The organism is Neisseria sp. GT4A_CT1 (genome assembly GCF_000227275.1).
Classification (GTDB): Bacteria; Pseudomonadota; Gammaproteobacteria; order Burkholderiales; family Neisseriaceae; genus Neisseria.
Map to the genome: position 1 here is coordinate 1 of NZ_JH164971.1, position 25,924 is coordinate 25,924.

Genomic DNA, 25,924 nt, shown 5'->3' on the forward strand with positions numbered 1-25,924 from the left:
CCAATACCTGTCACGCCACTGCACCGTCACCGAAATCGCCAAACAGCTTAACCGCCACAAAAGCACCATCAGCCGCGAAATCAAGCGGCACTGCATCCAAGGACAGCAATACAGTGCCGAAAAAGCCCAACGGCAAAGCCGGATTACCAAACAGCGCCAGCGAAAACCCTATAAGCTCCACTCGCAGCTGATTCAACACATCGACACCCTTATCCGCCGCAAACTCAGTCCCGAACAAGTATGCGCCTACCTGCGCAAACACTACGGGATCACGCTCCATCACAGTACCGTTTACCGCTACCTCCGCCAAGACAAAAGCAACGGCGGCACTTTGTGGCAAAACCTCAGAATATGCAGCAAACCCGCCTGCGCGGGAATGACGGTTCATAATGCTGATTAAAAACCAAGCCGCCCGTAGCGTGGATTCTATACATGAATAAACAGAGATGATTGGATTCGGATGTTTGGGGAAAAGGTCGTGGGCGAAGCCCACGCTACGGGTTCGGTTTGTCCCAAGCCTGTGCCCATTTGAGGGAAAGGTCGTCTGAAAACCGGAATACTTAGTTTTCAGACGACCTTTTTGCAGGGAGAGTTTTTACGGATAAGACCTCTGCGCCGTCAGAATGAACAGGGATAATTGGATTCGGATGTTCGGTGAAAGGTCGTGGGCAAAGCCCATGCTACGGGTTGGTTTATCCTAAATCTGTGTTCACGCACTGAGCAGGCTTTGGGCGAGGAAGCCGCCTTTTTCGACGCCGGGGAGGATGAAGAAATAGCCGCCGCCGAAGGGGCTGATGTATTCTTCCAGCGGTTCGCCGTTGAGCAGGTTTTGGACGAAGATGAAGCCGTCGGCGAGGTTGGCCTGGTAGCAGATGAAAATCAGGCCGACGTCGAGCTGGCCGTTGGCGGCGAGGCCGCGGGAGTAGTTGAAGGCACGGCGGTAGAGCAGGTGTTTTTTCATGAACTCGGGGTCGCGGGGGTTGGCCAGCCTCATGTGGCTGTCTTTGGGGGTGGTTTTGCCGTCGGGGTCTTTGGCGAAGTCGGCGGTGTCGCTCTCTTTTTTGCCGTCCATGGGGGCGCCGCTGTATTTGCGGCGGCCGAAGATTTCGGTTTGTTCCTGCAAGGGGGTTCTGTCCCAGAATTCGACGAAGTGACGGATGAGGCGGACGGCCTGGTAGCTGCCGTTTTTCGCCCAGGCGGGTTCGTCTTGGCTGTTGGCGGCGATGCCTGTCCAGAGGACTTGGTCGGCAATTTTAGGATCGGATACGTCGGGGTTGCCGGAGCCGTCGCGGAAGCCTAAGAGGTTGCGGGCGGCGATGGCTCCGGGTTCGGCTTTGGGCAGCCAGCCGTCTATGCTCCAGCGGATGACGGCGGTTTGGGCGGTGTTTTTGATGATGTCGCGCAGGGCGGCTTGGCAGGTTTCGGGGGTGAAGGCGCAAATTTGGAGGCTGAGGTCGCCGTCGCACCATGATTTTTGGAGGCGGTCGTTGGGGAAGTCGCGCATTTCTTGGAGGTGGCGGGGTTTTTTGTCTTTGAGTCCGAAGCGGTCGTCAAAGAGGCTGCTGCCGACGCCGACGGTGATGGTGAGGCCGTCGGGACGGAATGTTTTGCCGAGCAGGCCGCTGCCTGCGGGGGGGAGTTTTTCGTCACCGTCTTGGTACTCGCCGCCTTGGGTGAGGAATTCGATGCGGGCGGTGAGGGTGCGGAAGAGGTTTTCGAGTTGTTTAGGGTCTTTGGCGGTTACGTCGAAGGCGCACATGATGCCGAAGAGTTGGTGCGGGGTGGTAATGCCGGCTTGGTGCGTGCCGTAGCAGGGGTAGGCTTGCGGGGAGTGTTCGTTGAGACGGGTCTCGGCGGCGGTTTCGCCTTGTTGTTTGCCGGCGAACCAGCCTGCCGCGCCGGCTGCGCCTGCGGCAAGGACGGTTTTGAACAGGGTGCGTTTGGTCGGTTGGGCGGGTTGTGAGTTGTCTTGGCTCATGGTTTGTCCTGAATGTATTTTGGCATGGCGGCAAGGTGTGTCGCGGTTTGAGCTTTGTCGGATACAAGTATCCGACCCACAGGGCTGTATTGGGGTTTTCGCGGGCAAAGCCCACGCTACGGCCTTTCCCTTTCCGTGGGAGAGGGCATCAGCGATAAGTTTTCAGACGACCCCTTGTATCTCAAAAGGTCGTCTGAAACGGGCGGGTCAAAAGTTTATTTGAGACCCAGTGTGCCGCGCAGTTGGCTCAGGTCTTCGGCAAGGGCGTTAATCGGTGCCTGAAGGGTTTTGCGGTCTTCGTCGCTGAGTTTGTCGTAGGTTTCAAAGCCGTCTTTGGTTTTGTATTTGGCGAGGATGTCGGTGACTTGTTTGAAGTTGGCATCGACTTTCTCGAGCAGGGCTTTGTTTTTCTCGGCAATCATCGGACGGAAGAGTTCGACGATTTTTTGCGCGCCTTCGATGTTGGCTTGGAAGTCGCTCAAGTCGGTGTGGCTGTAACGGTCTTCTTCGCCACTGATTTTGCTGCCGGCAACTTCTTCAATCAACACTGCCGCGCCGCCGACGACTTTGTTCGGCGGGAAGGAGAGGGCGTCGATTTCTTTTTGCAGGGCTTCAACGTCTTTCATGAGTTTGTCGGCAATGTCTTTCACGCCGGATACATCTTTTTTGACCCACAGGGCGTGTTCGATGCGGTGGAAGCCGGTGAAGGCCGCGTCTTCGGTTTTATCTTTGAAGTCGTCTTCACGCGCGTCGATGGCGGGGTCGAGTTCGTTGAAGAGTTCGGCAATCGGCTCGATGCGTTCGTAGTGGGTGCGGGTGGCGGCAAACAGGGATTTGGCTTTTTCGATGTCGCCCGCTTTGACGGCGTCGGTGAAGGCTTTGGTTTTGGCAACCAGCTCTTTGGCTTCGCCTTGGACGTAAACTTTATAGTCGGCAAGCGGTTTGGCGAGTTTTTCCAAATCGGCTTCGTTGCCGGTGTCTTTAAAGCCGCTGTCGGTAACGACCAGTTTGCCGCGCGGGTTGGTCAAGAGGCCGCAGGTCATTTCGTATTCGCCCGGCAGCAGGGTAACGGTCATTTTGTCGGAAAGTCCGGGAGCGATGTTTTCGCGTTCGTCAACCACCATCACGCCTTTGAGGATTTCCCATTCGAGCTTGCGGCCGCTGTTGTTTTTGATGTTGAACACGACTTGTCCGCTCGGTACGGTCAGTTCCATCGGTTCGCAGGCAGTGTCGTTCACGCCGACGTTGACGGTGCCGTCGGCATTCGCGCTTGATGCACCTGACGCGGCAGGCGCGGATTTTTCCGCTTCGGGCGGCTGACACGCGGTCAGACCCAAAGCCAGCATCACGGATAAAGCAGTTATATTGAGTTTTTTCATTTCAAACCTCTTTGGCATGTTGATAAGAATGAGATACGGAGTTTTTAAGCGCCACTAGGGGCTGTCGACAGTCTCTAATGGCTTTCAGACGACCTCTGCACCGCGGCGGGCCTGCTGCCGTGCAAAAACCAAATCATGACCGGAACCAAATACAGCAGCCACGCCAGCACCTCGCCCTGCGTCGGGTGGTCGGTATAGCCGAAGAAGCCGCCGAGCAGCACGCCCATCGGGCTGTCTTCATGCAGGTATTTGGAAGAATCAAACACCACTTCTTGCAGGTGGTTCCACACACCCGCCTCATGCAGCGCGCGCAGCGAACCGGCCACCAAACCGGCGGCCACCACAATCAAAAACGCGCCCGTCCAGCGGAAAAACTTTGCCAGATTCAGACGCATACCGCCCTGATAAATCAGCGCGCCGATGACCACTGCGGCCAGCAGCCCCAATACCGCGCCGACGGGCATAGACCAAGTCGGACTCTGCTGAAACACCGCCAAGAGGAAAAACACACTCTCCAGCCCCTCGCGTGCCACAGCCAGAAAAGCCATGCCGACCAAAGCCCAGCCTTGGCCGTCGCCGCGGTTTAAGGCCGTCTGAACCGAATCCTGAAGCTGCTGCTTCATCGAACGGGCGGCTTTTTTCATCCATAAAATCATATAAGTCAGCATTGCCACCGCCACCAAACCGATAACGCCGACCACAAATTCCTGCTCCTTCTGCGGAATCTCGCCCGTTGCCGAATGGATGCCGTATCCGATGCCCAAACACATCAGCGCAGCCAAAGCCACACCCAGCCACACCTTAGGCATCAGCCGCGAATGTCCCGACTGTTTCAAAAAACCCGCGACGATACCGACGATCAAAGCCGCCTCGATGCCCTCGCGCAACATAATCAAAAAAGCAATCAACATATATAAAACAAACCTTAAAACTTAATGTCCAGATGGGGATCAAAACCAGCCCATTTTGTCTTCACCGCATTCGAATTCACACGCAGCAAATGTTCATGAAGCCTGTTGAAACCTTCATGGCCGAACCACAGGCTTCCCCTCGGACAGCGCGATAAACAAATACGCCCCGCGTTCCGTAATACAAAAGCTCGCGGCTGAAAAACTTGTTACAGCTAAAACAAATGAGCGTGTCACCGTCCAACACCCTATCGGGCGCGATAGCGCGGTGTAAGGCAAAAAAGAAGAAAGAGAAGAAAAGGGCTATCGGTATCAACATGACGGACATGACAAATCTCTCTAAAAAATTCAGACGACCCCGGTTAGACAGGGCAGTAGAAATTTTGTTTGAAAGTATCGGGTTTGAAATACTGTCTGATACGCCAAAAATATCTATCGGATATTTAATTCCGCCGTCTCTTTATCCCAAGTCTGACAAAGTACCGCCATCTGCCTGTCTTAAAAGTAAGAGTTTATAAACGGAGTCGCACAAATGCAAATAATTTTTATTATTTCATCAGTAAGCCATTATTTAAACAAGCCAAAAGGTAGCGTCAGAATTTACCGCAAAACAAAGCGAATCAACGTAATACGCTTTCCCGGAAACGCTGTTTGTCCGTATGTCTGGGAATATTGGAACACCAATAAGCCAAACAAAAAGGTCGTCTGAAAATCCGAATATCGAGGTTTCAGACGACCTTTCCCTTCTCGCCAATTACCATCCCATCCACCTGATTAAAGAAATGATGCCGAGCATGACGACGACCGTTATCGAAATCCAGAAAATCGGAGGACGGCTGTCGGATTCAGCGGGTTTGACGGGTTTTACCCAGCCATTTTTGTAGAGAAGGATGGTGAGAAGCATCATCAAGATGCCTAGAAACAAAAATATTTGGAAATTATTCATTCACTTTGGAGCCCTTTATAGTGGATTAAATTTCAATCAGGACAAGGCGACGAAGCCGCAGACAGTACAGCTAGTACGGCAAGGCGAGGCAACGCCGTACTGGTTTAAAGTTAATCCACTATATCGTTTATGGCGGACAGTTCGCATAATTGGACTGCTTTACTTCTTAAGGCAGGGGCCGGGGTAAAAAGTTCGTCATAATTATCAATTTGATAAATCAAGCACCTATCCCTGGTCTTCCAAACAGGGAGGTTTTTTATTGATCCTGTCTGCGTTCGGCTGAGACGGCGTCCTTATTCTGTGTACCCGTCCGATGGGAGGCGGAAGGAAGTATTCCTGATGTCAATTTATGGCAAAAGGTCGTCTGAAAACCTGGATATCGGTTTTCAGACGACCTTTTGATGTCGGTGCCAAACGGCTTACTTGAATTTGTAAGTGTATTGCAGGCCGATGATGTCGGCGTGGTTTTTGAAGTGCGCGCTGGATGCGCCTTTGCTGTCCACATCGCTGCCGGTGGCTCGGGCGGTGTGGTAGCGGGTGTCGTTGATGTGGATGTGGCTGTAAGCGGCATCGAGGACGTGGTTTTTGCCGATATGGTATTTCGCGCCGAGCGAGAACCAGATGCGGTTGCCGTCGGGCAGGCTGTTCATGCGGTAGCCGGCGTTTTTGACGGGCGAGCGGTCAAAGGCGATGCCTGCGCGCAGTTGCAGCGGGTCGGTCACTTGGTAAGAACCGCCGAGCGCGACTTTGTAAGTGTTGCGCCAGTTGGGGGTGATAACGGTGCGGTCGGATTTGCCGTTGACGACGTTTTTGGTGTTTTCAAAAACCAGTTCCGCTTTGTTGAAGCGGCTGTGGCGCGTCCAAGTTACATCGCTGAACAGGTTGAATTTGTCGGTGGCTTTGTACATGCCGTGAACGGACAAGGATTCGGGGGTTACAATTTTGACGCTTGCTTTTTCATGCGGAACGTAGCCGCGGGCGGCAAGCGCGCCCAAATCCCAAGCGCGGCGGGCGTATGCGCCGTCGGCTTCCCATTCTGCCGAGCCTTTGAGGGTGTGGGTTACTTTGGAGCGGTAGTTCACGCCGACCCGTGCGCGGTCGTTGATGTCCCACATCCAAGCGAGTTGATAGCCGAAGCCCCAGTCGTGGCCTTTTACTTCGGCGTGTCCATCAGATTTGCCTTGCGCACTGACGGAGACAGGGCGGCCGGCGGCGCGTGAGGCAAGGCCGCTGGCGAGTTGGCTGATGGAGCCGGAAGCATCCCAGTCGGAATATTTGCGCAATTCGGCTTTGGAATATTGGGCGATCAAACCTGCACCGAAAGCATGGTTTTCATTGGCTTTCCAAGCGACGACCGGTTCGATGTCGATGCTGGTGAGGCTCAGTTTGTTGATGTTGTGGCGCAGCACGGAATCTTTTTCGTATTCGGTGGCAGAGCCGAAGGGAACATACACGCCCAAGCCTAAAGTTACATCGTCATTGACTTTGTATGCGCCGTAGAGGTGCGGAGCGACGGTGGTTTTGGTGATTTTGCCGCTTTTTGAGCCGGAAACATCGCCGCCTTGATAGTATTTTGCGGAATCGGCTTCGTAGTGGATGCTGGGGATGACGATGTTGGCGTTGACGGAAACTTGGCTGCTGTCGAGTTTGGACAGGCCGGCAGGGTTGTAGAAGATGGTCGATGCGTCGGCGGCTTCCGCGCCGGAAGAGTTGGCAGTGCCTTGCGCGTTGACCGACTGCGTACCGAAATGGTAGCCCGAAGCGTGGACTGCGCCGGAGAAGAAGACGGCGCTGAGTAAGATTACGGTTTGTTTGATGGGTGAGTGTGTCATTTTCTTGTACCTGCTTGTAAATAATAAAGAGGTCGTCTGAAACAAACGCCTCCGTGTCTGGAGCGGGCTGACGGTTTGGAATCGGCATGTTGAATTGAAACGATGGTCTTTGAAGCGGAAATCCTGCAAGCTGCTTTTGCGCGAATTTTGAGGCTGAAGGACGGCAGTTTTCAATCAAAATACGGTTGTTTCCTAACGGTCATTCCGTTTGATTAGTGTAGGTACTCGATTCTATACCACGTTATCGCGTTTGCCTAATATTTTTGGACGCTTTCAGAAAAACTTGTGTGTTGCGTAGATAGGAGAGGGCGGGACTGTGGTAAAGATGTCATTGCGGGATTTATTGATGACTTGGTTCCCTCTATTAGAGCTTTATGCACGAATACCCTGATAAACAAAAATAAATTTGCCATCTTTTTTATGAAAACTACCTTCTAGGGTTAGGTCAGTTTCCTTGTTATCTGCATATAAACAGCATTCGATTCCTATAACTTCTTCTGTACCATTCATTTCATATGTTTCAAATATTGCCCTATTATCATTTCGTGCGGTCAATGCTATTGCTTTGGGAGGTAATGATAATTTTTTAGCTAAAAGATTTTCATCATCCAGTTCTTCCAAAATTTCCTCATACACACCTTTGTTAATCTGAAATTTGATTTCGAGTTGTTTAAAATCTCTCTGATTAAATAAATTTAGAAATTCTTCTATAAGGTCAAAAAAATTATCTTTCATTTGATCTTTTGGCATATTCATTTCTTTCTTATTGAAAGTTGATTGGTTGAAGCTCTTACATTAGCCCTCAAGCCCGTTAGATATTCTCCAGCTTTCAAAGCAGCACACTTTTCTGTCTTTGTGCCTAGACTTGAGGTTCTTAAAAAATTATAGACTCCTAGTGTTTCAGTGCTCAAAAATCTTGCTTCAAAAGAAAACGAAAGGTCGTCTGAAAACCCGTTTCCAAGTTTTCAGACGACCTCTTGTTTATCTGCCGTTTGCGTGTCGATTATTTAACGCGCAACACTTCCAGCGTATTGGTCGAACCGGATTCGCGCATTTGCGAACCGCTGGTGATGATGTATTGGTCGCCGGAGCTTAAGATTTTATGTTCGACCAACATGGCTTCCACTTCGTTCAGCGCGGTATCGTGGTCGGTGCTGGTCGCCAAAATCAGCGGGCGCACGCCGCGGTACATCGCCATACGGCGTTGGGCGGAAATGCTCGGGGTCAGCGCGAAAATCGGCAAGGTGATGTTGTGGCGGCTGACTTCGAAGGCGGTCGAACCGCTTTCAGTCAGGGCGACGATGGCTTTGGCGTGAACCGCGCGCGCCACGCTGACCGCACCGCCGGCAATCGCCAAGTTGGTGCTGACGGCTTCGGGATAATCGACCTGTTCGGCAACGCCGTTGAGCGAATCTTGTTCTTTTTCCGCAGCCGCGCAAATAATCGCCATTTGGCTGACGGTTTCAAAAGGATACGCGCCGACGGCGGTTTCGGCGGAACACATCACCGCATCGGTACCGTCCAATACCGCGTTTGCCACATCGCTGACTTCCGCGCGGGTCGGGACGGGGTTGGTGATCATGGATTCCATCATTTGGGTTGCCGTAATGCTGAAGCGGCGCAATTCGCGTGCGCGGCGGATCATGCGTTTTTGCAGGGCGGGGACGGCTGCGTGTCCGACTTCAACCGCCAAGTCGCCACGCGCCACCATGATACCGTCGCTGGCGAGGATGATTTCGTCCAAGTTTTCAATCGCTTCCACACGTTCGATTTTGGAAACCAAACCGGGGCGAACGGCAGTGCTGCCTTTCATTTCTTCTTCGACTTTGGCGCGGGCAGTGTGCAAATCTTCGGCGGATTTTACAAAGCTGATGGCGAGGTAGTCGCAACCGATGGCAATCGCGGTTTTCAGGTCGCGGAAGTCTTTCTCGGTCAACGCGCCTGCGGACAAACCGCCGCCGCGTTTATTGATGCCTTTGTTGCTTTTCAACACATGGCTGTTTTCAACTTTAGTAACAATCTTACTGCCTTCAACGGATTCCACGGTCAAAGTCAGCAAACCGTCGTCCAACCACAAAACATCGCCCGCAACGACATCATTAGGCAGGTCGCGGTAGTCCAAACCGACTGCGTCGCGAGTGCCTTCGCCTTCGAGTGCGGCATCAAGAACCAGCGTTTCGCCTTTGTTCAATTCGATGCTGCCACCGGCGATTTTGCCGACACGGATTTTCGGACCTTGCAAGTCGGCGAGGATGGCGATTTCCTGTCCGGCGCGTTTTGCCGCTTCACGCACGATGCGGGCGTTTTCCTGATGGAATTCAGGCGTGCCGTGGCTGAAGTTGAAACGGACGACATTCAGACCGCCTACACGGATCATGTCTTCCAACAACTGGACATTGTTGCTGCCCGGCCCCAACGTGGCGACGATTTTGGTGTTGTGGCTGATGCGGGTTACATCGCGTTTTGCATTACTCATGTGAAGCGTCCTTTCGGTCAATCCGTTGATAAATGGCATACGGCTTTGTTAGAAAATTACAAAATAGCATCCCAACGTCGTCTGAAACTGTAAATCTAAAACTTATGTCGAGACATCCAAGCCGTAAATCATGATGCAAATTAATATTTTGGGATTTTACTCCCAAAGTTAAATGATTGGTGGAAAATTACAGGATTTTATGACTTAGGCTAAATTTAATTTTACATACGTTTGGGGCGGCAATCCGCTACAATACCGTCTGCCACTTTTCAGACGACCCTCCTTAAATGGATGTGTATAGTGGATAGGTTGTCTGAAACTACATTAGTTTCCATCCATATCTTTTTCATCATTATCAGACACAACCATGCTAAGACGAATGCTCACTTCTTTGCCCATAGGTATTATGCTTGCCGATATGGTTTATGGTTTCGTTTTAAATATCGTTCAAGGACTTAACCTTCAGCAGCAAGCGGCTCCTGCTTCAGACGGCGGACTGGCGGTAACACCCGACATCGCGTTCAACAGCCTGCAAATCGTTGCAAACGGTGGCATGGTCATCATCATCGGGTTCGGATTGATTGTCTTGTTACAGCTAAACCGTACAGTGCTAAAACGTCAGATTTTGTCCATCGGTATTTTCCGAACGCTCGGACTGATTGCCGTGTTGGCTTTCAGCGTACCTTCGTTGTGGGAATGGTTTAATGCCGCATTGACCCTGTCGGCAGGAGGAAACATCCTCAATACCGGCAACCCGCGTTATTTGGTTTCCGCTTTATGTATGCCCTTGATTGCCTTTTTATGTTTGGTACGGTTGTTTGGTTGGTATAAATTGCACACGCGCCAGCCCGAGCAAAACCCAACGACGGAGTTGCAGAAATAGCATTCTCGGTATAAAACGTATCCGAGTAGCGTAAAATAACCATGTATTGAGAAGAGGTCGTCTGAAATTTTGTTGTAGATGAAATTTCAGACGACCTTTTATATCGTTGAACAACAATTAAGACTGTCAAAATTCAGAACAGAATATCGATGGATTGGATAAAACCCAAATCGCTCGGATGATAGTAAATAATCTGCGGCAAGCCTAAGATTTTTCTTGAAAACTTCTTTATTGTCGTGGTATAGTTCAGGGCTTGGTACAAATGTGCCAAGTTTTATCATTGTCCGAAGGCAGGCCAATCGTAGCCCGCCCCTTTACTTTAAAAGGAAAATAATCATGACTTTAGGTCTGGTTGGACGCAAAGTTGGTATGACCCGCGTGTTCGACGAACAGGGTGTTTCTGTTCCGGTAACCGTTTTGGATATGTCTGCCAACCGCGTTACACAAGTAAAATCCAAAGATACTGACGGCTATACTGCCGTTCAAGTTACCTTTGGTCAGAAAAAAGCTAACCGTGTCAACAAAGCCGAAGCTGGGCACTTTGCAAAAGCAGGTGTTGAAGCTGGTCGCGGTTTGATGGAGTTTGCTTTGACTGAAGAAAAACTGGCTGAATTGAAAGCCGGTGACGAAATCACCGTTTCTATGTTTGAAGTCGGTCAACTGGTCGATGTAACCGGTACCTCTAAAGGTAAAGGTTTCTCCGGTACGATCAAACGTCATAACTTCGGTGCCCAACGTACTTCCCATGGTAACTCCCGTTCTCACCGTGTTCCAGGTTCTATCGGTATGGCGCAAGACCCAGGTCGCGTGTTCCCCGGTAAACGCATGGCTGGTCAATACGGCAACACTAAAGCAACTGTCCAAAAACTGGAAGTTGTACGTGTTGATGCAGAACGCCAACTGCTGTTGGTTAAGGGTGCTGTTCCGGGTGCGGTCAACAGCGATGTTGTAGTTCGTCCTAGCGTGAAAGTAGGTGCGTAATGGAATTGAAAGTAATTGACGCTAAAGGACAAGTTTCAGGCAGTCTGTCTGTTTCTGATGCTTTGTTCGCTCGCGAATACAATGAAGCGTTGGTTCATCAGCTGGTAAATGCCTACTTGGCAAACGCCCGCTCTGGCAACCGTGCTCAAAAAACCCGTGCCGAAGTAAAACACTCAACCAAAAAACCATGGCGCCAAAAAGGTACCGGCCGTGCCCGTTCCGGTATGACTTCTTCTCCGCTGTGGCGTAAAGGTGGTCGTGCGTTCCCGAACAAACCCGACGAAAACTTCACTCAAAAAGTAAACCGTAAAATGTACCGTGCCGGTATGGCGACTATCCTGTCCCAATTGGCCCGTGACGAGCGTTTGTTTGCGATCGAAGCGTTGACTGCTGAAACTCCTAAAACCAAAGTTTTTGCTGAACAAGTGAAAAATCTGGGTCTGGAGCAAGTGCTGTTTGTAACCAAACAGCTCGATGAGAATGTTTACTTGGCTTCACGCAACTTGCCAAACGTGTTGGTTTTGGAAGCTCAACAAGTTGATCCTTACAGCTTGCTGCGTTACAAAAAAGTAATCATCACTAAAGATGCAGTTGCACAATTAGAGGAGCAATGGGTATGAATCAACAACGTTTGACTCAAGTGATTTTGGCACCTATCGTTTCTGAAAAAAGCAACGTATTGGCTGAAAAACGCAACCAAATGACGTTTAAAGTTTTGGCAAATGCAACCAAACCTGAAATCAAAGCGGCTGTTGAGCTGCTGTTCGGTGTTCAAGTTGCTTCTGTAACTACCGTTACCACTAAAGGTAAAACTAAGCGTTTTGGTCGTACTTTGGGCCGCCGCAGCGATGTTAAAAAAGCTTATGTAAGCTTGGCTGCCGGTCAAGAGTTGGATTTGGAAGCCGCTGCTGCAGCTGCAGATAAGGAATAAACAAAATGGCAATTGTTAAAATGAAGCCAACTTCTGCAGGCCGTCGCGGCATGGTTCGCGTGGTAACAGAAGGTTTGCACAAAGGTGCGCCTTATGCACCTTTGCTCGAAAAGAAAAATTCTACTGCCGGTCGTAACAATAATGGTCATATCACCACCCGTCACAAAGGCGGCGGTCATAAACACCATTACCGTGTTGTAGACTTTAAACGTAACAAAGACGGTATCCCTGCAAAAGTAGAGCGTATTGAATACGATCCTAACCGTACTGCCTTCATTGCACTGTTGTGCTATGCAGACGGTGAGCGTCGCTACATCATCGCTCCTCGCGGTATTCAAGCCGGTGCTGTATTGGTTTCCGGTGCTGAAGCTGCCATCAAAGTAGGTAACACCCTGCCGATCCGCAACATCCCCGTTGGTACAACTATCCACTGTATCGAAATGAAACCTGGCAAAGGTGCTCAAATTGCACGTTCTGCCGGTGCTTCTGCGGTATTGTTGGCTAAAGAAGGTGCATACGCTCAAGTCCGTCTGCGCTCTGGTGAAGTTCGTAAAATCAACGTAGATTGCCGTGCAACCATCGGTGAAGTCGGTAACGAAGAGCAAAGCCTGAAGAAAATCGGTAAAGCCGGTGCCAATCGTTGGCGCGGTATTCGTCCGACCGTTCGTGGTGTTGTCATGAACCCTGTCGATCACCCGCATGGTGGTGGTGAAGGTCGTACCGGTGAAGCTCGCGAACCGGTTAGCCCATGGGGTACTCCTGCTAAAGGCTACCGCACTCGTAATAACAAACGCACGGATAACATGATTGTTCGTCGTCGTTACTCAAATAAAGGTTAATTAGTATGGCTCGTTCATTGAAAAAAGGCCCATATGTAGACCTGCATTTGCTGAAAAAAGTAGATGCTGCTCGTGCAAGCAACGACAAGCGCCCGATTAAAACTTGGTCTCGTCGTTCTACCATTCTGCCTGATTTTATCGGTCTGACCATTGCTGTGCACAACGGCCGCACCCATGTGCCTGTGTTTATCAGCGATAACATGGTTGGTCATAAATTAGGTGAATTCTCATTGACCCGTACCTTTAAAGGCCACTTGGCTGATAAAAAGGCTAAAAAGAAATAAGGTGAATCATGAGAGTAAATGCACAACATAAAAATGCCCGTATTTCAGCTCAAAAAGCTCGTTTGGTAGCTGATTTGATTCGTGGTAAAGACGTTGCCCAAGCTTTGAATATTTTGACTTTCAGCCCTAAAAAAGGTGCTGAGTTGATTAAAAAAGTATTGGAATCAGCTATTGCTAATGCCGAGCACAATAACGGTGCCGACATTGATGAGTTGAAAGTGGTCACTATCTTTGTTGACAAAGGTCCAAGCTTGAAACGTTTCCAAGCTCGTGCCAAAGGTCGCGGTAACCGCATTGAAAAACAAACTTGTCATATCAATGTGACAGTGGGCAACTAAGGAAAAGCTATGGGACAAAAGATTAACCCTACAGGCTTTCGCCTGGCGGTAACTAAAGACTGGGCTTCAAAATGGTTTGCTAAAAGCACCGACTTTTCTGCTGTTTTGAAACAAGATATTGATGTTCGTAACTACCTGCGTAAAAAATTGGCGAATGCTTCTGTTGGTCGCGTAGTTATTGAGCGTCCTGCAAAATCTGCACGCATTACCATCCACTCTGCCCGTCCAGGCGTAGTAATTGGTAAAAAAGGTGAGGATATCGAAGTTCTGAAACGTGATTTGCAAGCCTTGATGGGCGTGCCTGTTCATGTGAATATCGAAGAAATCCGTAAACCTGAATTGGATGCACAAATTATTGCTGATGGTATTGCTCAGCAATTGGAAAAACGCGTTCAATTCCGCCGTGCTATGAAACGCGCTATGCAAAATGCTATGCGTTCAGGAGCAAAAGGTATCAAGATTATGACCTCAGGTCGTCTGAATGGTGCAGATATTGCTCGTAGCGAATGGTATCGTGAAGGTCGAGTACCTCTGCATACTTTGCGCGCAAACGTAGATTATGCAACTAGCGAAGCTCATACTACTTATGGCGTGCTGGGTCTGAAAGTTTGGGTCTATACTGAAAGTAATGTAAAGACTTCAGCTAAACCTGAGCATGAAAAGAAACAAAGAAAGGCAGGTGGACGTAATGCTGCAGCCAACTAGACTGAAATACCGCAAGCAACAAAAAGGTCGCAATACTGGTATTGCTACCCGCGGTAACAAAGTAAGTTTCGGTGAGTTCGGTTTGAAAGCCGTTGGTCGCGGTCGTTTGACTGCCCGCCAAATCGAAGCTGCTCGTCGTACAATGACTCGCCACATTAAACGTGGTGGTCGTATTTGGATTCGTGTATTCCCTGATAAACCAATTACTGAAAAACCTATTCAAGTTCGTATGGGTGGCGGTAAAGGTAACGTGGAATATTACATTGCCGAAATCAAACCAGGCAAAGTGTTGTATGAGATGGACGGTGTTCCAGAGGCTTTGGCTCGTGAAGCATTTGAATTAGCTGCTGCCAAATTGCCTATTCCTACGACCTTTGTAGTAAGACAGGTAGGTCAATAATGAAAGCAAATGAATTGAAAGACAAATCTATTGAGCAATTAAATGCAGATTTGTTGGACTTGTTAAAAGCTCAGTTTGGCTTACGTATGCAAAACGCAACTGGTCAATTGGGTAAGCCAAGCGAATTAAAACGTGTACGTCGCGATATTGCTCGTATTAAAACCATTTTAACTGAAAAAGGTGCTAAGTAATGAGCGAAAATAAAAATGTTCGTACTTTGCAAGGCAAAGTGGTAAGCGACAAAATGGACAAAACTGTGACAGTATTGGTTGAGCGTAAAGTAAAACACCCTCTGTACGGTAAAATTATCCGTTTATCAACTAAAATCCATGCCCATGATGAAAATAATCAATATGGAATTGGAGATGTTGTAGTAATTGCGGAATCTCGTCCACTGTCAAAAACCAAATCTTGGGTTGTTAAAGAACTGGTTGAGAAAGCACGTACTGTTTAAAATTTAAGACAGTTAGCTTTAATAAGAAACGAAGTGTTGCACCAAAGTGAATTTGCGTGTAAACTTCGTTTCTTATCTTTCAGTTTCTTCTGGAAGTTTCTTCCCTTCGGGATCCAAGACTGGTTTACTAGAACCGTGATGGTTTCATTTAGTTAGCTCAATTGAAATAAGTGGGCGAGTTATATGAAAATGGTAAATTAAGTTGGTTAATTTAAAGGTACTAATATGATTCAAATGCAGACCATCTTAGATGTGGCTGATAACTCTGGTGCGCGTCGTGTGATGTGCATCAAAGTGTTGGGCGGATCTAAGCGTCGCTACGCTTCTGTTGGCGATATTATTAAAGTCGCAGTTAAAGATGCGGCCCCGCGTGGTCGTGTTAAAAAAGGTGATGTATACAATGCGGTTGTTGTTCGTACTGCTAAAGGTGTACGTCGTCCTGATGGTGCGTTGATTAAATTCGATAACAATGCCGCCGTGTTGTTAAACAATAAACTTGAACCTCTGGGTACCCGTATTTTTGGTCCGGTAACCCGCGAGTTGCGTACTGAGCGATTTATGAAAATCGTTTCATTGGCGCCTGAAGTGTTATAAGGAATAGCGCGATGAATAAAATCATTAAAGGTGACCAAGTTGTTGTGATCACTGGTAAGGATAAAGGTAAGCAAGGTCAAGTAGTTCGCGTATTGGGTGGTAAAGTCGTTATTGAAGGTGTTAACGTCGTAAAACGTCACCAAAAACCCAATCCGATGCGTGGTATTGAGGGGGGTATTGTTGCTAAAGAAATGCCGTTGGATATTTCTAATGTTGCAATCCTGAATCCGGAAACTAATAAAGCAGACCGTGTTGGTATTAAACTGATTGAGAATGAAGGCAAAGTTAAGCGCGTTCGTTTCTTCAAATCAAATGGCTCTGTTATTGGAGCATAAGGAGATAACATGGCTCGTTTGAGAGAGTTTTATAAAGATACAGTTGTTCCTGAACTGATTAAACAATTTGGTTACAAGTCAGTAATGGAAGTTCCCCGTATTGAAAAAATTACTTTAAATATGGGTGTTGGAGAAGCTGTTGCTGATAAAAAAGTTATGGAGCATGCGGTATCTGACTTAGAGAAAATTGCTGGTCAAAAACCAGTCGTTACTGTTGCTCGTAAATCTATCGCAGGTTTTAAGATTCGCGATAATTATCCTGTCGGTTGCAAAGTAACATTGCGCCGTGATCAAATGTTTGAATTCTTGGATCGTTTGATTACTATTGCATTACCTCGTGTACGTGACTTCCGTGGTGTAAGTGGCAAATCATTTGATGGTCGTGGTAATTACAACATGGGTGTTCGCGAGCAAATCATTTTCCCGGAAATTGAATACGATAAAATTGATGCTTTGCGTGGTTTGAATATTACTATTACAACTACTGCAAAAACTGATGAGGAAGCTAAAGCTTTATTATCACTGTTCAAGTTTCCGTTTAAAGGATAATCATGGCTAAGAAAGCACTTATTAATCGTGAACTGAAACGTCAAGCTCTGGCGAAAAAGTTTGCAGCCAAACGTGAGGCAATTTTTGCTGTTATTAATGATGCGAATGCAACTGAAGAGGAGCGCTTTGAAGCTCGTCTGAAATTCCAATCCATTCCGCGTAATGCAGCTCCTGTACGTCAACGCCGTCGTTGTGCTTTGACAGGTCGTCCTCGTGGTACTTTCCGTAAATTCGGTTTGGGTCGTATTAAAATCCGTGAAATCGCTATGCGTGGCGAGATTCCCGGTGTTGTTAAAGCTAGCTGGTAATAGGAGTATTAATAATGAGTATGCATGATCCTATTTCCGATATGTTGACTCGTATTCGTAATGCGCAACGTGCCAATAAGGTAGCGGTTGCCATGCCTTCCTCTAAATTAAAGTGTGCAATTGCAAAAGTCTTGAAAGAAGAAGGTTATATCGAGGATTTTTCGGTTTCTGCTGATGCGAAGCCGGTATTGGAAATTCAATTGAAATATTATGCAGGCCGTCCTGTGATTGAGCAAATTAAACGTGTTTCACGTCCAGGTTTGCGTATTTACAAAGCTTCTAGCGAAATTCCTAATGTTATGAATGGATTGGGTATCGCTATTGTTAGTACTTCTAAAGGTGTGATGACTGACCGCAAGGCTCGTTCTGAGGGCGTCGGCGGTGAGTTGTTGTGCATCGTAGCCTAGTGGAGAAAAGTAAATGTCACGTGTCGCAAAAAACCCAGTGACTGTTCCTGCTGGTGTAGAAGTAAAATTTGGAACAGAAGCATTGGTTATCAAGGGTAAGAATGGCGAGTTGGTCTTTCCTTTGCATTCTGATGTCGTCATTGAATTAAACGATGGTAAATTAACTTTTGCTGCAAAAAATGACAGTAAGCAGGCAAATGCTATGTCAGGTACTGCTCGTGCATTAGTTAATAATATGGTTAAAGGTGTTTCAGAAGGTTTTGAGAAAAAACTACAATTGATTGGTGTGGGTTACCGTGCTCAAGCTCAAGGCAAAGTTTTGAATTTATCTTTGGGTTTTTCTCATCCAATCGTATATGAAATGCCTGAAGGTGTTTCTGTTCAAACTCCTAGCCAAACAGAGATCGTTTTGACTGGTGCAGATAAACAAGTAGTTGGTCAAGTCGCTGCTGAAATTCGTGCATTCCGTTCTCCTGAGCCTTATAAAGGTAAGGGTGTTCGTTATGTAGGTGAAGTGGTAGTGATGAAAGAAGCCAAGAAAAAATAATTGAGGTTCACTAATGGATAAACATACAACCCGACTCCGTCGTGCACGCAAAACCCGTGCACGTATTGCGGACTTGAAAATGGTAAGATTATGTGTGTTCCGTAGCAATAATCATATTTATGCTCAAGTAATTAGTGCTGAAGGTGATAAAGTATTGGCTCAAGCCTCTACATTGGAAGCTGAAGTGCGTGGTAGTCTGAAATCTGGTGGCAACGTCGAGGCGGCTGCAGTAGTAGGAAAGCGCATTGCTGAGAAAGCTAAAGCCGTAGGCGTAGAAAAAGTTGCTTTTGATCGTTCAGGTTTCCAATATCACGGTCGAGTGAAAGCTTTGGCTGAAGCTGCACGTGAAAATGGTTTAAGCTTCTAATAATTGGAGACTTTCAGATGGCAAAACATGAAATTGAAGAACGTGGTGACGGCCTGATTGAAAAAATGGTCGCAGTTAATCGCGTAACTAAAGTAGTTAAAGGTGGTCGTATCATGGCTTTCTCTGCGCTAACTGTTGTTGGTGATGGGGATGGTCGTATTGGTATGGGTAAAGGTAAGTCAAAAGAAGTGCCGGTAGCTGTTCAAAAAGCAATGGATCAGGCTCGTCGCTCTATGATTAAAGTACCTCTAAAAAATGGTACGATTCATCATGAGGTTATTGGACGTCATGGCGCTACTAAAGTCTTTATGCAACCCGCTAAAGAAGGTAGTGGTGTAAAGGCAGGTGGTCCTATGCGCTTAGTTTTTGATGCTATGGGTATTCATAACATTTCTGCTAAAGTGCATGGTTCTACAAACCCTTATAACATTGTACGAGCTACATTAGATGGCTTGTCTAAGTTATATACACCTGCTGATATCGCTGCTAAACGTGGCCTAACAGTAGAAGACATTTTGGGAGCAAACCATGACTGAGCAAAAAAAGATTAAAGTTACATTGGTGAAGAGCCTGATTGGTACAATTGAATCTCATCGTGCATGTGCTCGTGGTTTAGGTTTACGCCATCGTGAGCATACAGTAGAGGTTTTAGATACCCCTGAAAACCGTGGTATGATTAACAAAATCAGCTACTTGTTGAAAGTGGAGTCTTGATATGTTTCTAAATTCTATTCAACCTGCTGAGGGGGCTACTCACGCTCGTCGTCGTGTAGGTCGTGGTATTGGTAGTGGTTTAGGTAAAACTGGTGGCCGTGGTCATAAAGGTCAAAAAAGCCGTTCTGGTGGTTTTCATAAAGTAGGTTTCGAAGGCGGTCAAATGCCTTTGCAACGTCGCCTGCCAAAACGTGGTTTCAAATCTTTGACTGCTGCTGCTAACGCTGAGATTCGTTTGAGTGAATTGAACTTACTCGCTGTGAATGAGATTGATGTATTAGTTCTCAAGCAAGCTGGGTTGGTTCCTACAACTGTTTCCAATGTGAAAGTTATTGCCTCTGGTGAGCTTTCAAAAGCTGTTGTCCTGAAGGGCATTAAAGCCACTAAAGGGGCTAAAGCAGCAATTGAAGCTGCTGGTGGTAAAGTGGAAGAATAAGGCTTGCATTATAGTGGCTAATCAACAATCTTTATCAGGCTTGTCCAAATTTGGAGATCTGAAAAAACGTCTAACGTTTCTTTTAGGGGCGTTAGTTGTTTTTCGTATTGGTGCCCATATCCCTGTACCTGGCGTAGATGCTGTTGCTTTAGCTAAATTATACGAAAGCGCTGGGAACGGCATACTAGGCATGTTGAACATGTTTTCTGGTGGTTCGTTAGAGCGCTTTAGTATATTTGCAATTGGCATAATGCCATATATTTCAGCATCAATAATTGTTCAATTGGCCTCTGAAATAATTCCTTCTTTAAAGGCATTAAAAAAGGAAGGGGAGGCAGGTCGAAAAGTTATTACAAAATATACAAGATACGGTACAGTACTATTAGCTATCTTACAGAGTTTTGGTGTAGCTACCTTTGTATTCCAACAAGGTGTAGTTGTCACTAATTCTTTAGAGTTCCATATTTCTACGGTAGTGAGCTTAGTCACAGGTACAATGTTCCTGATGTGGTTAGGTGAGCAGATTACGGAGCGTGGGATTGGGAATGGCATTTCTTTGATTATTACTGCTGGTATCGCTGCCGGTATTCCTTCTGGTATAGCAAGATTATTAGCTTTAACGAGTCAAGGATCAATTGGTATGCCTACAGCTGTGTCAATTGTTATTGGTGCATTGCTATTAATTTATATTGTTGTATATTTTGAAAGTGCGCAGCGTAAAGTTCCCGTGCATTATGCGAAACGCCAAATTGGTAGCGGTGTAATGCAAGGTTCTAATACACATATGCCCTTTAAGTTGAATATGGCAGGCGTCATTCCTCCTATTTTTGCGTCAAGTATTATTTTGTTTCCATCCACTTTGTTAAGCTGGTTTGGTTCTAATGATACAGGTAGTTTGTTGCATAAAATTGCTGGTTTGCTTCAGCATGGACAAGCTTTATATATTTTGTTATTTACAGTGACAATTATTTTCTTCTGCTATTTTTATACAGCCTTGGTTTTTAGCCCAAAAGAAATGGCAGAGAATTTGAAGAAAAGCGGTGCTTTTGTGCCGGGAATTCGACCTGGTAAGCAAACTTCTCAGTATCTGGAGCAGGTTGTATTACGCCTCACTTTGTTTGGTGCATTATATATTACAACTATTTGTTTAATTCCAGAATTTTTGACAACAGCTTTGAATGTTCCTTTTTATTTGGGTGGTACATCTTTACTGATTTTAGTCGTGGTGACAATGGACTTTAGTACCCAAATTAACTCTTACCGCATGACTCAGCAATATGAGAGTTTAATGAGCGGTCTTGATATGAAATCTTTATCACGTAAGTAGAATTATGGCTAAAGAAGATACCATACAAATGCAGGGGGAGATTCTTGAAACTCTACCTAACGCAACTTTTAAAGTAAAGCTTGAGAATGACCATATTGTATTAGGTCATATTTCCGGGAAAATGCGTATGCACTATATCCGGATCTCTCCTGGGGATAAGGTGACGGTAGAACTGACACCTTATGATTTAACTCGGGCTCGGATAGTCTTCCGAGCTAGATAAAACGATATAAGGAAAGATAATGCGTGTACAACCGTCTGTAAAGAAAATTTGCCGCAACTGTAAGATTATCCGTCGTAATCGAGTGGTTCGTGTAATTTGTACTGACCCTCGTCACAAACAACGTCAAGGTTAAGGGAACTTTTCTTTTAGCAAGACTTTGTGGTATAGTGACGAACTTTGCCGTTTAAAGGAAAAAATATGGCTCGTATTGCAGGGGTAAATATCCCTAATAATGCACATATCGTAATTGGCTTGCAGGCTATTTATGGTATCGGTGCTACTCGTGCTAAATTAATTTGCGAGGCAGCAAATATTGCTCCCACTACAAAAGCAAAAGATTTGGACGAGGCTCAATTAGACGCTTTGCGTGAACAAGTTGCTAAGTATGAAGTAGAAGGCGATTTGCGCCGTGAGGTAACGATGAGCATCAAACGATTGATGGACATGGGTTGTTACCGTGGTTTCCGTCATCGTCGAGGTTTGCCTTGTCGTGGTCAACGCACTCGCACAAACGCTCGTACCCGCAAAGGTCCGCGTAAAGCGATTGCTGGTAAAAAATAATTTTTAAGGAATTTTATTAATGGCTAAAGCAAACACAGCTTCGCGTGTACGTAAAAAAGTACGTAAAACCGTAAGCGAAGGTATTGTGCATGTACATGCTTCTTTCAACAATACCATCATTACAATCACTGACCGTCAAGGCAATGCATTGTCTTGGGCTACCTCTGGCGGCGCTGGTTTTAAAGGTTCTCGTAAAAGTACACCGTTTGCAGCTCAAGTGGCTGCAGAAGCAGCTGGTAAAGTTGCCCAAGAATATGGCGTTAAAAATTTAGAAGTTCGTATAAAAGGCCCTGGTCCCGGTCGAGAGTCTTCTGTACGTGCACTCAACGCTCTTGGTTTTAAAATTACCAGTATTACCGACGTTACTCCGTTGCCTCATAACGGTTGCCGTCCGCCTAAAAAACGTCGTATTTAAAGGAGTGATTGAAACATGGCACGTTATATTGGCCCTAAATGTAAATTAGCACGTCGAGAAGGCACTGATTTATTTCTGAAGAGCGCCCGTCGTTCTTTGGATTCTAAATGTAAACTTGATTCTGCTCCCGGTCAGCACGGTGCAAAGAAACCGCGTTTGTCCGACTATGGTTTGCAATTGCGTGAAAAGCAAAAAATTCGTCGTATTTATGGCGTTTTGGAACGTCAATTCCGTCGTTATTTTGCAGAAGCAGATCGACGTAAAGGCTCTACTGGTGAATTGCTGCTGCAATTGTTAGAGTCTCGTTTGGATAATGTAGTATATCGCATGGGATTTGGCTCGACTCGTGCTGAGGCGCGTCAGCTGGTTTCTCATAAAGCAATTACTGTTAACGGTCAGGTTGTAAATATTCCTTCTTTCCAAGTTAAAGCGGGTGATGTTGTAGCTGTTCGTGAGAAAGCTAAAAAACAGGTTCGTATCCAGGAAGCTTTAAGTCTGGCAACTCAAATCGGTTTACCAAGCTGGGTTTCTGTTGATGTAGACAAATTGGAAGGCGTATTTAAAAATATGCCGGATCGTTCAGAATTAACTGGCGATATTAATGAACAGCTGGTGGTAGAATTCTACTCTAAATAACGCTAGCTCAGTGAGGGACAGTTAAATGCAAAATAGCACAACCGAATTTTTGAAACCTCGTCAAATTGATGTCGATACTTTATCTACAACTCGTGCAAAAGTATCCATGCAGCCGTTTGAGCGCGGTTTTGGTCATACTTTAGGTAATGCTTTGCGTCGTATCTTACTGTCATCCATGAATGGTTTTGCTCCTACTGAAGTGGCCATTTCCGGTGTGTTGCACGAATACTCTACTGTTGATGGCGTTCAAGAAGATGTTGTCGATATTTTGTTGAATGTCAAAGGTATTGTATTTAAGCTGCATGGGCGTGGCCAAGTTCAGTTAACTTTGAGAAAGTCAGGGGTCGGTACAGTAGTTGCCGGTGATATCGAATTGCCACATGATGTGGAAATTTTAAATCCTGAGCATATTATTTGTCATTTGGCCGAGAATGGTCAAATTGAGATGGAAATCAAAGTTGAGCAGGGGCGTGGCTATCAATCTGTTTCCGGTCGTCGTGTTGTGCGCGATGAAAACCGCCAGATTGGTGCAATTCAGTTGGATGCGAGCTTTTCGCCCATCAGTCGTGTTAGCTTTGAAGTTGAACCTGCACGCGTAGAGCAGCGTACGGATTTAGATAAATTGGTTTTGGATATTGAAACTGATGGTTCTATTGATCCTGAAGAAGCTGTACGTAGTGCTGCTCGTATTTTAATTGATCAAATGTCTATCTTTGCTGATTTGCAAGGTACTCCAGTAGAAGAAGTTGAAGAAAAAGCTCCTCCTATTGACCCTATCCTGCTGCGTCCGGTAGATGATTTGGAATTAACTGTACGTTCAGCTAATTGTCTGAAAGCTGAAGATATTTATTATATCGGCGATTTGATTCAACGTACTGAAACAGAGCTTCTTAAAACTCCGAATTTGGGTCGTAAATCTTTGAATGAAATCAAAGAAGTGTTGGCATCTAAAGGCTTGACACTAGGTTCCAAATTGGAAGCTTGGCCGCCTGTAGGCTTAGAAAAGCCGTAAGTTTGAAGATTAAAGGATAATGACATGCGTCATCGTAATGGTAACCGCAAATTAAACCGTACAAGCAGCCATCGCGCTGCAATGCTGCGTAATATGGCGAACTCATTGTTGACTCACGAGACTATTGTGACAACTTTGCCTAAAGCTAAAGAATTACGCCGCGTAGTTGAGCCCTTAATTACATTGGGTAAAAAACCTTCCTTGGCAAACCGTCGTTTGGCATTTGACCGCACTCGTGATCGTGATGTTGTAGTTAAATTGTTTGATGAGTTAGGTCCACGTTTTGCTGCCCGTAATGGCGGTTATGTTCGTGTACTGAAATATGGTTTCCGCAAAGGTGACAATGCACCTTTGGCATTGATTGAATTAGTAGACAAAGCAGCAGAAGCTGCCGAGTAATCTAATACACTATAATAAAACACCATTTGTTTTCTCAAATGGTGTTTTATTATATGCAAGCTACCTTTTGTGTATTTTAAATACTCTATTTAAAATACTCTCGGTATATTGAAGTTATTCTTTTTGTTTGTATAGTGGATTAAATTTAAATCAGGACAAGGCGACGAAGCCGCAGACAGTACAGATAGTACGGCAAGGCGAGGTAACGCCGTACTGGTTTAAAGTTAATCCACTATAATGATGGGTAAGTGGGTTTGCTATAGATAGAGTATTTCTTTTTAGTATCATATTATAAGAGATATTTTAAATAACATAAGTTACTAAAATTCTATGTTTAATACTATTTTCAAAATAAAAAACCTTTCTGATTTTTCCTAGCTTTTACTCAAAATCATAAAGGTTTTGGTCAAATGAAAATTTTTAGCGCATTTTTATGAGTCAAATTCCGTTAACAGACTATTTTTGCAAAGGTCTCTATAATTGAAATTTGACTAAGAACTTCTTTACCGTCAGGTATTACACTTACCAAATTCTTTTTTGTATCCCATAATTTTATATGACTACTTCTCTCACGATTGCAATGAGTGTTGCTGAGGCATCGGGTGATCTGCTTGGTGCACATCTTATTAGTGCGATTAAAAAACGTTGTCCTGATGCAAGATTTATTGGTATCGGTGGCGAGCGGATGAAGGCGGAAGGATTTGAAAGTCTTTATGACCAAGAAAAATTGGCAGTACGAGGCTTTGTTGAGGTAGTTAAACGTTTGCCCGAAATCTTGAAAATCCGAAAAGGTCTGGTTAATGACCTTATTCGTATAAAACCGGATGTTTTTGTTGGGATTGATGCACCTGATTTTAATCTTTGGGTGGAAGAGAAACTGAAGAAAACGGGTATTCCAACGGTTCACTATGTCAGCCCTTCTGTTTGGGCGTGGAGGCGTGAACGGGTGAACAAAATTGTTCATCAAGTTAACCGGGTGTTGTGCCTTTTCCCAATGGAACCACAGCTCTATTTGGATGCCGGTGGTAAGGCTGAGTTTGTCGGTCATCCGATGGCTCAAACCATGCCTGTAGATGTTGATCAATCTTCTGCGCGTCGTCAGTTGGGAGTTGCACCGTCTATCCCAGTATTTGCCTTGATGCCCGGCAGTCGTGTTAGCGAAATTGATTACATGGCTCCCGTGTTTTTTCAAACCGCATTACTTCTGTTAAAGCGTTACCCACAGGCGCAGTTTCTGATGCCGGTTGCTACGCAGGCCACCCACCGTCGTATATCAAAAATTCTTGCATCTGCGCAATTTTCGAACCTTTCCATTACATTAGTCGATAAACAAGCTGATACTGTTTGTACTGCGGCGGATGTGGTCTTGGTAACCAGCGGGACGGCAACGCTAGAAGTGGCTTTGTGTAAACGTCCTATGGTGATCAGCTATAAGATATCTCCTCTGACTTATGCTTATGTGAAGCGTAAAGTTAAAGTGCCACATGTCGGTTTGCCCAATATTTTGCTGAACAAATGTGCTGTTCCAGAGCTTTTGCAACATGATGCGACGCCTGAGAAACTGGCAGAAGCCATGATTTATTGGTATGAACATCCGGAAGCAGTTGCCCGCTTGAAACAAGATTTTCATGAGCTGCACTTATTTTTGAGAAAAGATACCGATACACTGGTTGCAAATGCAGTGTTGGAAGAAGCAGGTTTTTTCAATTCTTAGTTTGACCTGCGATTTGACAAGAGAAAAGAGCGGTAATCAAATCTGC

At 46.1% G+C, this 25,924-nt stretch carries 37 protein-coding genes and 2 pseudogenes; 33 read left to right on the plus strand and 6 right to left on the minus strand.

Annotation, left to right across the window (positions count from 1 at the left end; genetic code table 11):
* A pseudogene (locus HMPREF1028_RS11775) lies at window positions 1–364 on the plus strand (helix-turn-helix domain-containing protein); the annotation flags it as partial.
* A 345-nt stretch (window positions 365–709) separates the two neighbouring features.
* Here HMPREF1028_RS11775 and efeB read toward each other — a convergent pair.
* The 3 genes from efeB to efeU form a co-directional block, all read right to left on the minus strand.
* The gene (efeB, locus tag HMPREF1028_RS11780) at window positions 710–1,978 is read right to left on the minus strand and encodes an iron uptake transporter deferrochelatase/peroxidase subunit (protein WP_009312977.1); all 1,269 of its coding nucleotides are present in this window, start codon (window positions 1,976–1,978) and stop codon (window positions 710–712) included.
* Window positions 1,979–2,193: 215 nt separating this feature from the next.
* A complete protein-coding gene (efeO, locus tag HMPREF1028_RS11785) occupies window positions 2,194–3,357 on the minus strand; it encodes an iron uptake system protein EfeO (protein ID WP_009312978.1) in 1,164 nt (387 codons plus the stop codon).
* 74 nt (window positions 3,358–3,431) lie between these two features.
* Window positions 3,432–4,268 (minus strand): iron uptake transporter permease EfeU, encoded by an 837-nt coding sequence (efeU, locus tag HMPREF1028_RS11790; protein WP_009312979.1) that lies wholly within the window; start codon window positions 4,266–4,268, stop codon window positions 3,432–3,434.
* Between the two features lie 656 nt (window positions 4,269–4,924).
* On the opposite strand from efeU, the gene HMPREF1028_RS15220 reads away from it, so the two are divergent.
* Both HMPREF1028_RS15220 and HMPREF1028_RS14950 read left to right on the plus strand, forming a co-directional pair.
* Complete coding sequence (locus tag HMPREF1028_RS15220) at window positions 4,925–5,149, plus strand: hypothetical protein (RefSeq protein ID WP_198006989.1); 225 nt, start codon at window positions 4,925–4,927, stop codon at window positions 5,147–5,149.
* 78 nt (window positions 5,150–5,227) lie between these two features.
* Window positions 5,228–5,335, plus strand: a pseudogene (locus HMPREF1028_RS14950) (IS5/IS1182 family transposase); the annotation flags it as partial.
* A gap of 295 nt (window positions 5,336–5,630) precedes the next feature.
* On the opposite strand, the gene HMPREF1028_RS11805 reads toward HMPREF1028_RS14950, so the two are convergent.
* The 3 genes from HMPREF1028_RS11805 to pyk all read right to left on the minus strand — a co-directional run bounded on the left by HMPREF1028_RS11805 (window position 5,631) and on the right by pyk (window position 9,519).
* The gene (locus HMPREF1028_RS11805) at window positions 5,631–7,043 is read right to left on the minus strand and encodes an OmpP1/FadL family transporter (RefSeq protein WP_009312982.1); all 1,413 of its coding nucleotides are present in this window, start codon (window positions 7,041–7,043) and stop codon (window positions 5,631–5,633) included.
* A 372-nt stretch (window positions 7,044–7,415) separates the two neighbouring features.
* Window positions 7,416–7,793: a hypothetical protein gene (locus tag HMPREF1028_RS11810; RefSeq protein WP_232203849.1), complete on the minus strand. Its 378-nt coding sequence runs from the start codon at window positions 7,791–7,793 to the stop codon at window positions 7,416–7,418.
* A gap of 253 nt (window positions 7,794–8,046) precedes the next feature.
* The gene (gene pyk, locus HMPREF1028_RS11815; protein ID WP_003765311.1) at window positions 8,047–9,519 is read right to left on the minus strand and encodes a pyruvate kinase; all 1,473 of its coding nucleotides are present in this window, start codon (window positions 9,517–9,519) and stop codon (window positions 8,047–8,049) included.
* A 379-nt stretch (window positions 9,520–9,898) separates the two neighbouring features.
* Between pyk and HMPREF1028_RS11820 the strand changes: the two genes are divergently transcribed.
* The 30 genes from HMPREF1028_RS11820 to lpxB all read left to right on the plus strand — a co-directional run bounded on the left by HMPREF1028_RS11820 (window position 9,899) and on the right by lpxB (window position 25,878).
* A complete protein-coding gene (locus tag HMPREF1028_RS11820) occupies window positions 9,899–10,402 on the plus strand; it encodes a hypothetical protein (RefSeq protein WP_009312984.1) in 504 nt (167 codons plus the stop codon).
* Between the two features lie 336 nt (window positions 10,403–10,738).
* Window positions 10,739–11,383, plus strand: coding sequence for a 50S ribosomal protein L3 (rplC, locus tag HMPREF1028_RS11825; protein WP_009312985.1), 645 nt, complete (start codon window positions 10,739–10,741; stop codon window positions 11,381–11,383).
* Complete coding sequence (rplD, locus tag HMPREF1028_RS11830) at window positions 11,383–12,003, plus strand: 50S ribosomal protein L4 (protein WP_002218573.1); 621 nt, start codon at window positions 11,383–11,385, stop codon at window positions 12,001–12,003. The genes rplC and rplD overlap by 1 nt, the downstream gene beginning before the upstream one ends.
* Entirely contained in the window at window positions 12,000–12,314 is a 315-nt protein-coding gene (gene rplW, locus HMPREF1028_RS11835; RefSeq protein WP_002231529.1) for a 50S ribosomal protein L23, read from the plus strand. The genes rplD and rplW overlap by 4 nt, the downstream gene beginning before the upstream one ends.
* 5 nt (window positions 12,315–12,319) lie before the next feature.
* Window positions 12,320–13,153 carry a 50S ribosomal protein L2 gene (rplB, locus tag HMPREF1028_RS11840; RefSeq protein ID WP_003742892.1) on the plus strand — a complete coding sequence of 278 codons (834 nt, stop codon included), beginning with the start codon at window positions 12,320–12,322 and terminating at the stop codon, window positions 13,151–13,153.
* Between the two features lie 5 nt (window positions 13,154–13,158).
* Window positions 13,159–13,437, plus strand: coding sequence for a 30S ribosomal protein S19 (rpsS, locus tag HMPREF1028_RS11845; RefSeq protein WP_002215422.1), 279 nt, complete (start codon window positions 13,159–13,161; stop codon window positions 13,435–13,437).
* A gap of 8 nt (window positions 13,438–13,445) precedes the next feature.
* Entirely contained in the window at window positions 13,446–13,775 is a 330-nt protein-coding gene (gene rplV / locus HMPREF1028_RS11850) for a 50S ribosomal protein L22 (protein WP_003675877.1), read from the plus strand.
* 9 nt (window positions 13,776–13,784) lie between these two features.
* Entirely contained in the window at window positions 13,785–14,480 is a 696-nt protein-coding gene (gene rpsC / locus HMPREF1028_RS11855) for a 30S ribosomal protein S3 (protein ID WP_009312987.1), read from the plus strand.
* The gene (rplP, locus tag HMPREF1028_RS11860) at window positions 14,464–14,880 is read left to right on the plus strand and encodes a 50S ribosomal protein L16 (RefSeq protein ID WP_003675880.1); all 417 of its coding nucleotides are present in this window, start codon (window positions 14,464–14,466) and stop codon (window positions 14,878–14,880) included. The genes rpsC and rplP overlap by 17 nt, the downstream gene beginning before the upstream one ends.
* A complete protein-coding gene (rpmC, locus tag HMPREF1028_RS11865; protein ID WP_003675882.1) occupies window positions 14,880–15,071 on the plus strand; it encodes a 50S ribosomal protein L29 in 192 nt (63 codons plus the stop codon). The genes rplP and rpmC overlap by 1 nt, the downstream gene beginning before the upstream one ends.
* Window positions 15,071–15,334, plus strand: a complete 264-nt coding sequence (gene rpsQ, locus HMPREF1028_RS11870; RefSeq protein ID WP_003707145.1) for a 30S ribosomal protein S17 — start codon at window positions 15,071–15,073, stop codon at window positions 15,332–15,334. The genes rpmC and rpsQ overlap by 1 nt, the downstream gene beginning before the upstream one ends.
* A gap of 225 nt (window positions 15,335–15,559) precedes the next feature.
* The gene (gene rplN, locus HMPREF1028_RS11875) at window positions 15,560–15,928 is read left to right on the plus strand and encodes a 50S ribosomal protein L14 (protein WP_002215434.1); all 369 of its coding nucleotides are present in this window, start codon (window positions 15,560–15,562) and stop codon (window positions 15,926–15,928) included.
* Between the two features lie 11 nt (window positions 15,929–15,939).
* Entirely contained in the window at window positions 15,940–16,263 is a 324-nt protein-coding gene (gene rplX, locus HMPREF1028_RS11880; protein WP_009312994.1) for a 50S ribosomal protein L24, read from the plus strand.
* Window positions 16,264–16,272: 9 nt separating this feature from the next.
* A complete protein-coding gene (gene rplE, locus HMPREF1028_RS11885) occupies window positions 16,273–16,812 on the plus strand; it encodes a 50S ribosomal protein L5 (protein WP_003759725.1) in 540 nt (179 codons plus the stop codon).
* A 2-nt stretch (window positions 16,813–16,814) separates the two neighbouring features.
* Window positions 16,815–17,120, plus strand: coding sequence for a 30S ribosomal protein S14 (gene rpsN / locus HMPREF1028_RS11890; protein ID WP_003684736.1), 306 nt, complete (start codon window positions 16,815–16,817; stop codon window positions 17,118–17,120).
* Between the two features lie 14 nt (window positions 17,121–17,134).
* Window positions 17,135–17,527 carry a 30S ribosomal protein S8 gene (rpsH, locus tag HMPREF1028_RS11895; RefSeq protein WP_003759723.1) on the plus strand — a complete coding sequence of 131 codons (393 nt, stop codon included), beginning with the start codon at window positions 17,135–17,137 and terminating at the stop codon, window positions 17,525–17,527.
* A gap of 13 nt (window positions 17,528–17,540) precedes the next feature.
* On the plus strand, window positions 17,541–18,074 hold the full coding sequence (rplF, locus tag HMPREF1028_RS11900) for a 50S ribosomal protein L6 (RefSeq protein WP_009312997.1): 534 nt from the start codon (window positions 17,541–17,543) through the stop codon (window positions 18,072–18,074).
* Between the two features lie 13 nt (window positions 18,075–18,087).
* A complete protein-coding gene (gene rplR, locus HMPREF1028_RS11905; RefSeq protein ID WP_003775849.1) occupies window positions 18,088–18,441 on the plus strand; it encodes a 50S ribosomal protein L18 in 354 nt (117 codons plus the stop codon).
* 17 nt (window positions 18,442–18,458) lie between these two features.
* Window positions 18,459–18,977, plus strand: a complete 519-nt coding sequence (gene rpsE, locus HMPREF1028_RS11910) for a 30S ribosomal protein S5 (protein ID WP_003684704.1) — start codon at window positions 18,459–18,461, stop codon at window positions 18,975–18,977.
* Window positions 18,970–19,155: a 50S ribosomal protein L30 gene (gene rpmD, locus HMPREF1028_RS11915; RefSeq protein ID WP_003759717.1), complete on the plus strand. Its 186-nt coding sequence runs from the start codon at window positions 18,970–18,972 to the stop codon at window positions 19,153–19,155. The genes rpsE and rpmD overlap by 8 nt, the downstream gene beginning before the upstream one ends.
* A 1-nt stretch (window position 19,156) precedes the next feature.
* Complete coding sequence (gene rplO / locus HMPREF1028_RS11920) at window positions 19,157–19,591, plus strand: 50S ribosomal protein L15 (RefSeq protein ID WP_003775851.1); 435 nt, start codon at window positions 19,157–19,159, stop codon at window positions 19,589–19,591.
* Window positions 19,592–19,604: 13 nt separating this feature from the next.
* Window positions 19,605–20,918: a preprotein translocase subunit SecY gene (secY, locus tag HMPREF1028_RS11925; protein ID WP_036529768.1), complete on the plus strand. Its 1,314-nt coding sequence runs from the start codon at window positions 19,605–19,607 to the stop codon at window positions 20,916–20,918.
* A 4-nt stretch (window positions 20,919–20,922) separates the two neighbouring features.
* Window positions 20,923–21,141 carry a translation initiation factor IF-1 gene (infA, locus tag HMPREF1028_RS11930; protein ID WP_002215452.1) on the plus strand — a complete coding sequence of 73 codons (219 nt, stop codon included), beginning with the start codon at window positions 20,923–20,925 and terminating at the stop codon, window positions 21,139–21,141.
* A gap of 19 nt (window positions 21,142–21,160) precedes the next feature.
* Window positions 21,161–21,274, plus strand: coding sequence for a 50S ribosomal protein L36 (rpmJ, locus tag HMPREF1028_RS14095; RefSeq protein WP_003697674.1), 114 nt, complete (start codon window positions 21,161–21,163; stop codon window positions 21,272–21,274).
* 65 nt (window positions 21,275–21,339) lie between these two features.
* The gene (gene rpsM, locus HMPREF1028_RS11935) at window positions 21,340–21,702 is read left to right on the plus strand and encodes a 30S ribosomal protein S13 (protein WP_003749295.1); all 363 of its coding nucleotides are present in this window, start codon (window positions 21,340–21,342) and stop codon (window positions 21,700–21,702) included.
* 19 nt (window positions 21,703–21,721) lie between these two features.
* Window positions 21,722–22,117, plus strand: a complete 396-nt coding sequence (gene rpsK, locus HMPREF1028_RS11940) for a 30S ribosomal protein S11 (protein WP_002216249.1) — start codon at window positions 21,722–21,724, stop codon at window positions 22,115–22,117.
* Window positions 22,118–22,132: 15 nt separating this feature from the next.
* On the plus strand, window positions 22,133–22,753 hold the full coding sequence (rpsD, locus tag HMPREF1028_RS11945; protein ID WP_009313009.1) for a 30S ribosomal protein S4: 621 nt from the start codon (window positions 22,133–22,135) through the stop codon (window positions 22,751–22,753).
* 25 nt (window positions 22,754–22,778) lie between these two features.
* Window positions 22,779–23,765 (plus strand): DNA-directed RNA polymerase subunit alpha, encoded by a 987-nt coding sequence (gene rpoA, locus HMPREF1028_RS11950; RefSeq protein ID WP_009313011.1) that lies wholly within the window; start codon window positions 22,779–22,781, stop codon window positions 23,763–23,765.
* A gap of 24 nt (window positions 23,766–23,789) precedes the next feature.
* Window positions 23,790–24,164, plus strand: coding sequence for a 50S ribosomal protein L17 (gene rplQ, locus HMPREF1028_RS11955; RefSeq protein ID WP_009313013.1), 375 nt, complete (start codon window positions 23,790–23,792; stop codon window positions 24,162–24,164).
* Window positions 24,165–24,720: 556 nt separating this feature from the next.
* Window positions 24,721–25,878: a lipid-A-disaccharide synthase gene (lpxB, locus tag HMPREF1028_RS11960; RefSeq protein ID WP_009313015.1), complete on the plus strand. Its 1,158-nt coding sequence runs from the start codon at window positions 24,721–24,723 to the stop codon at window positions 25,876–25,878.
* Window positions 25,879–25,924 lie beyond the last annotated feature (46 nt).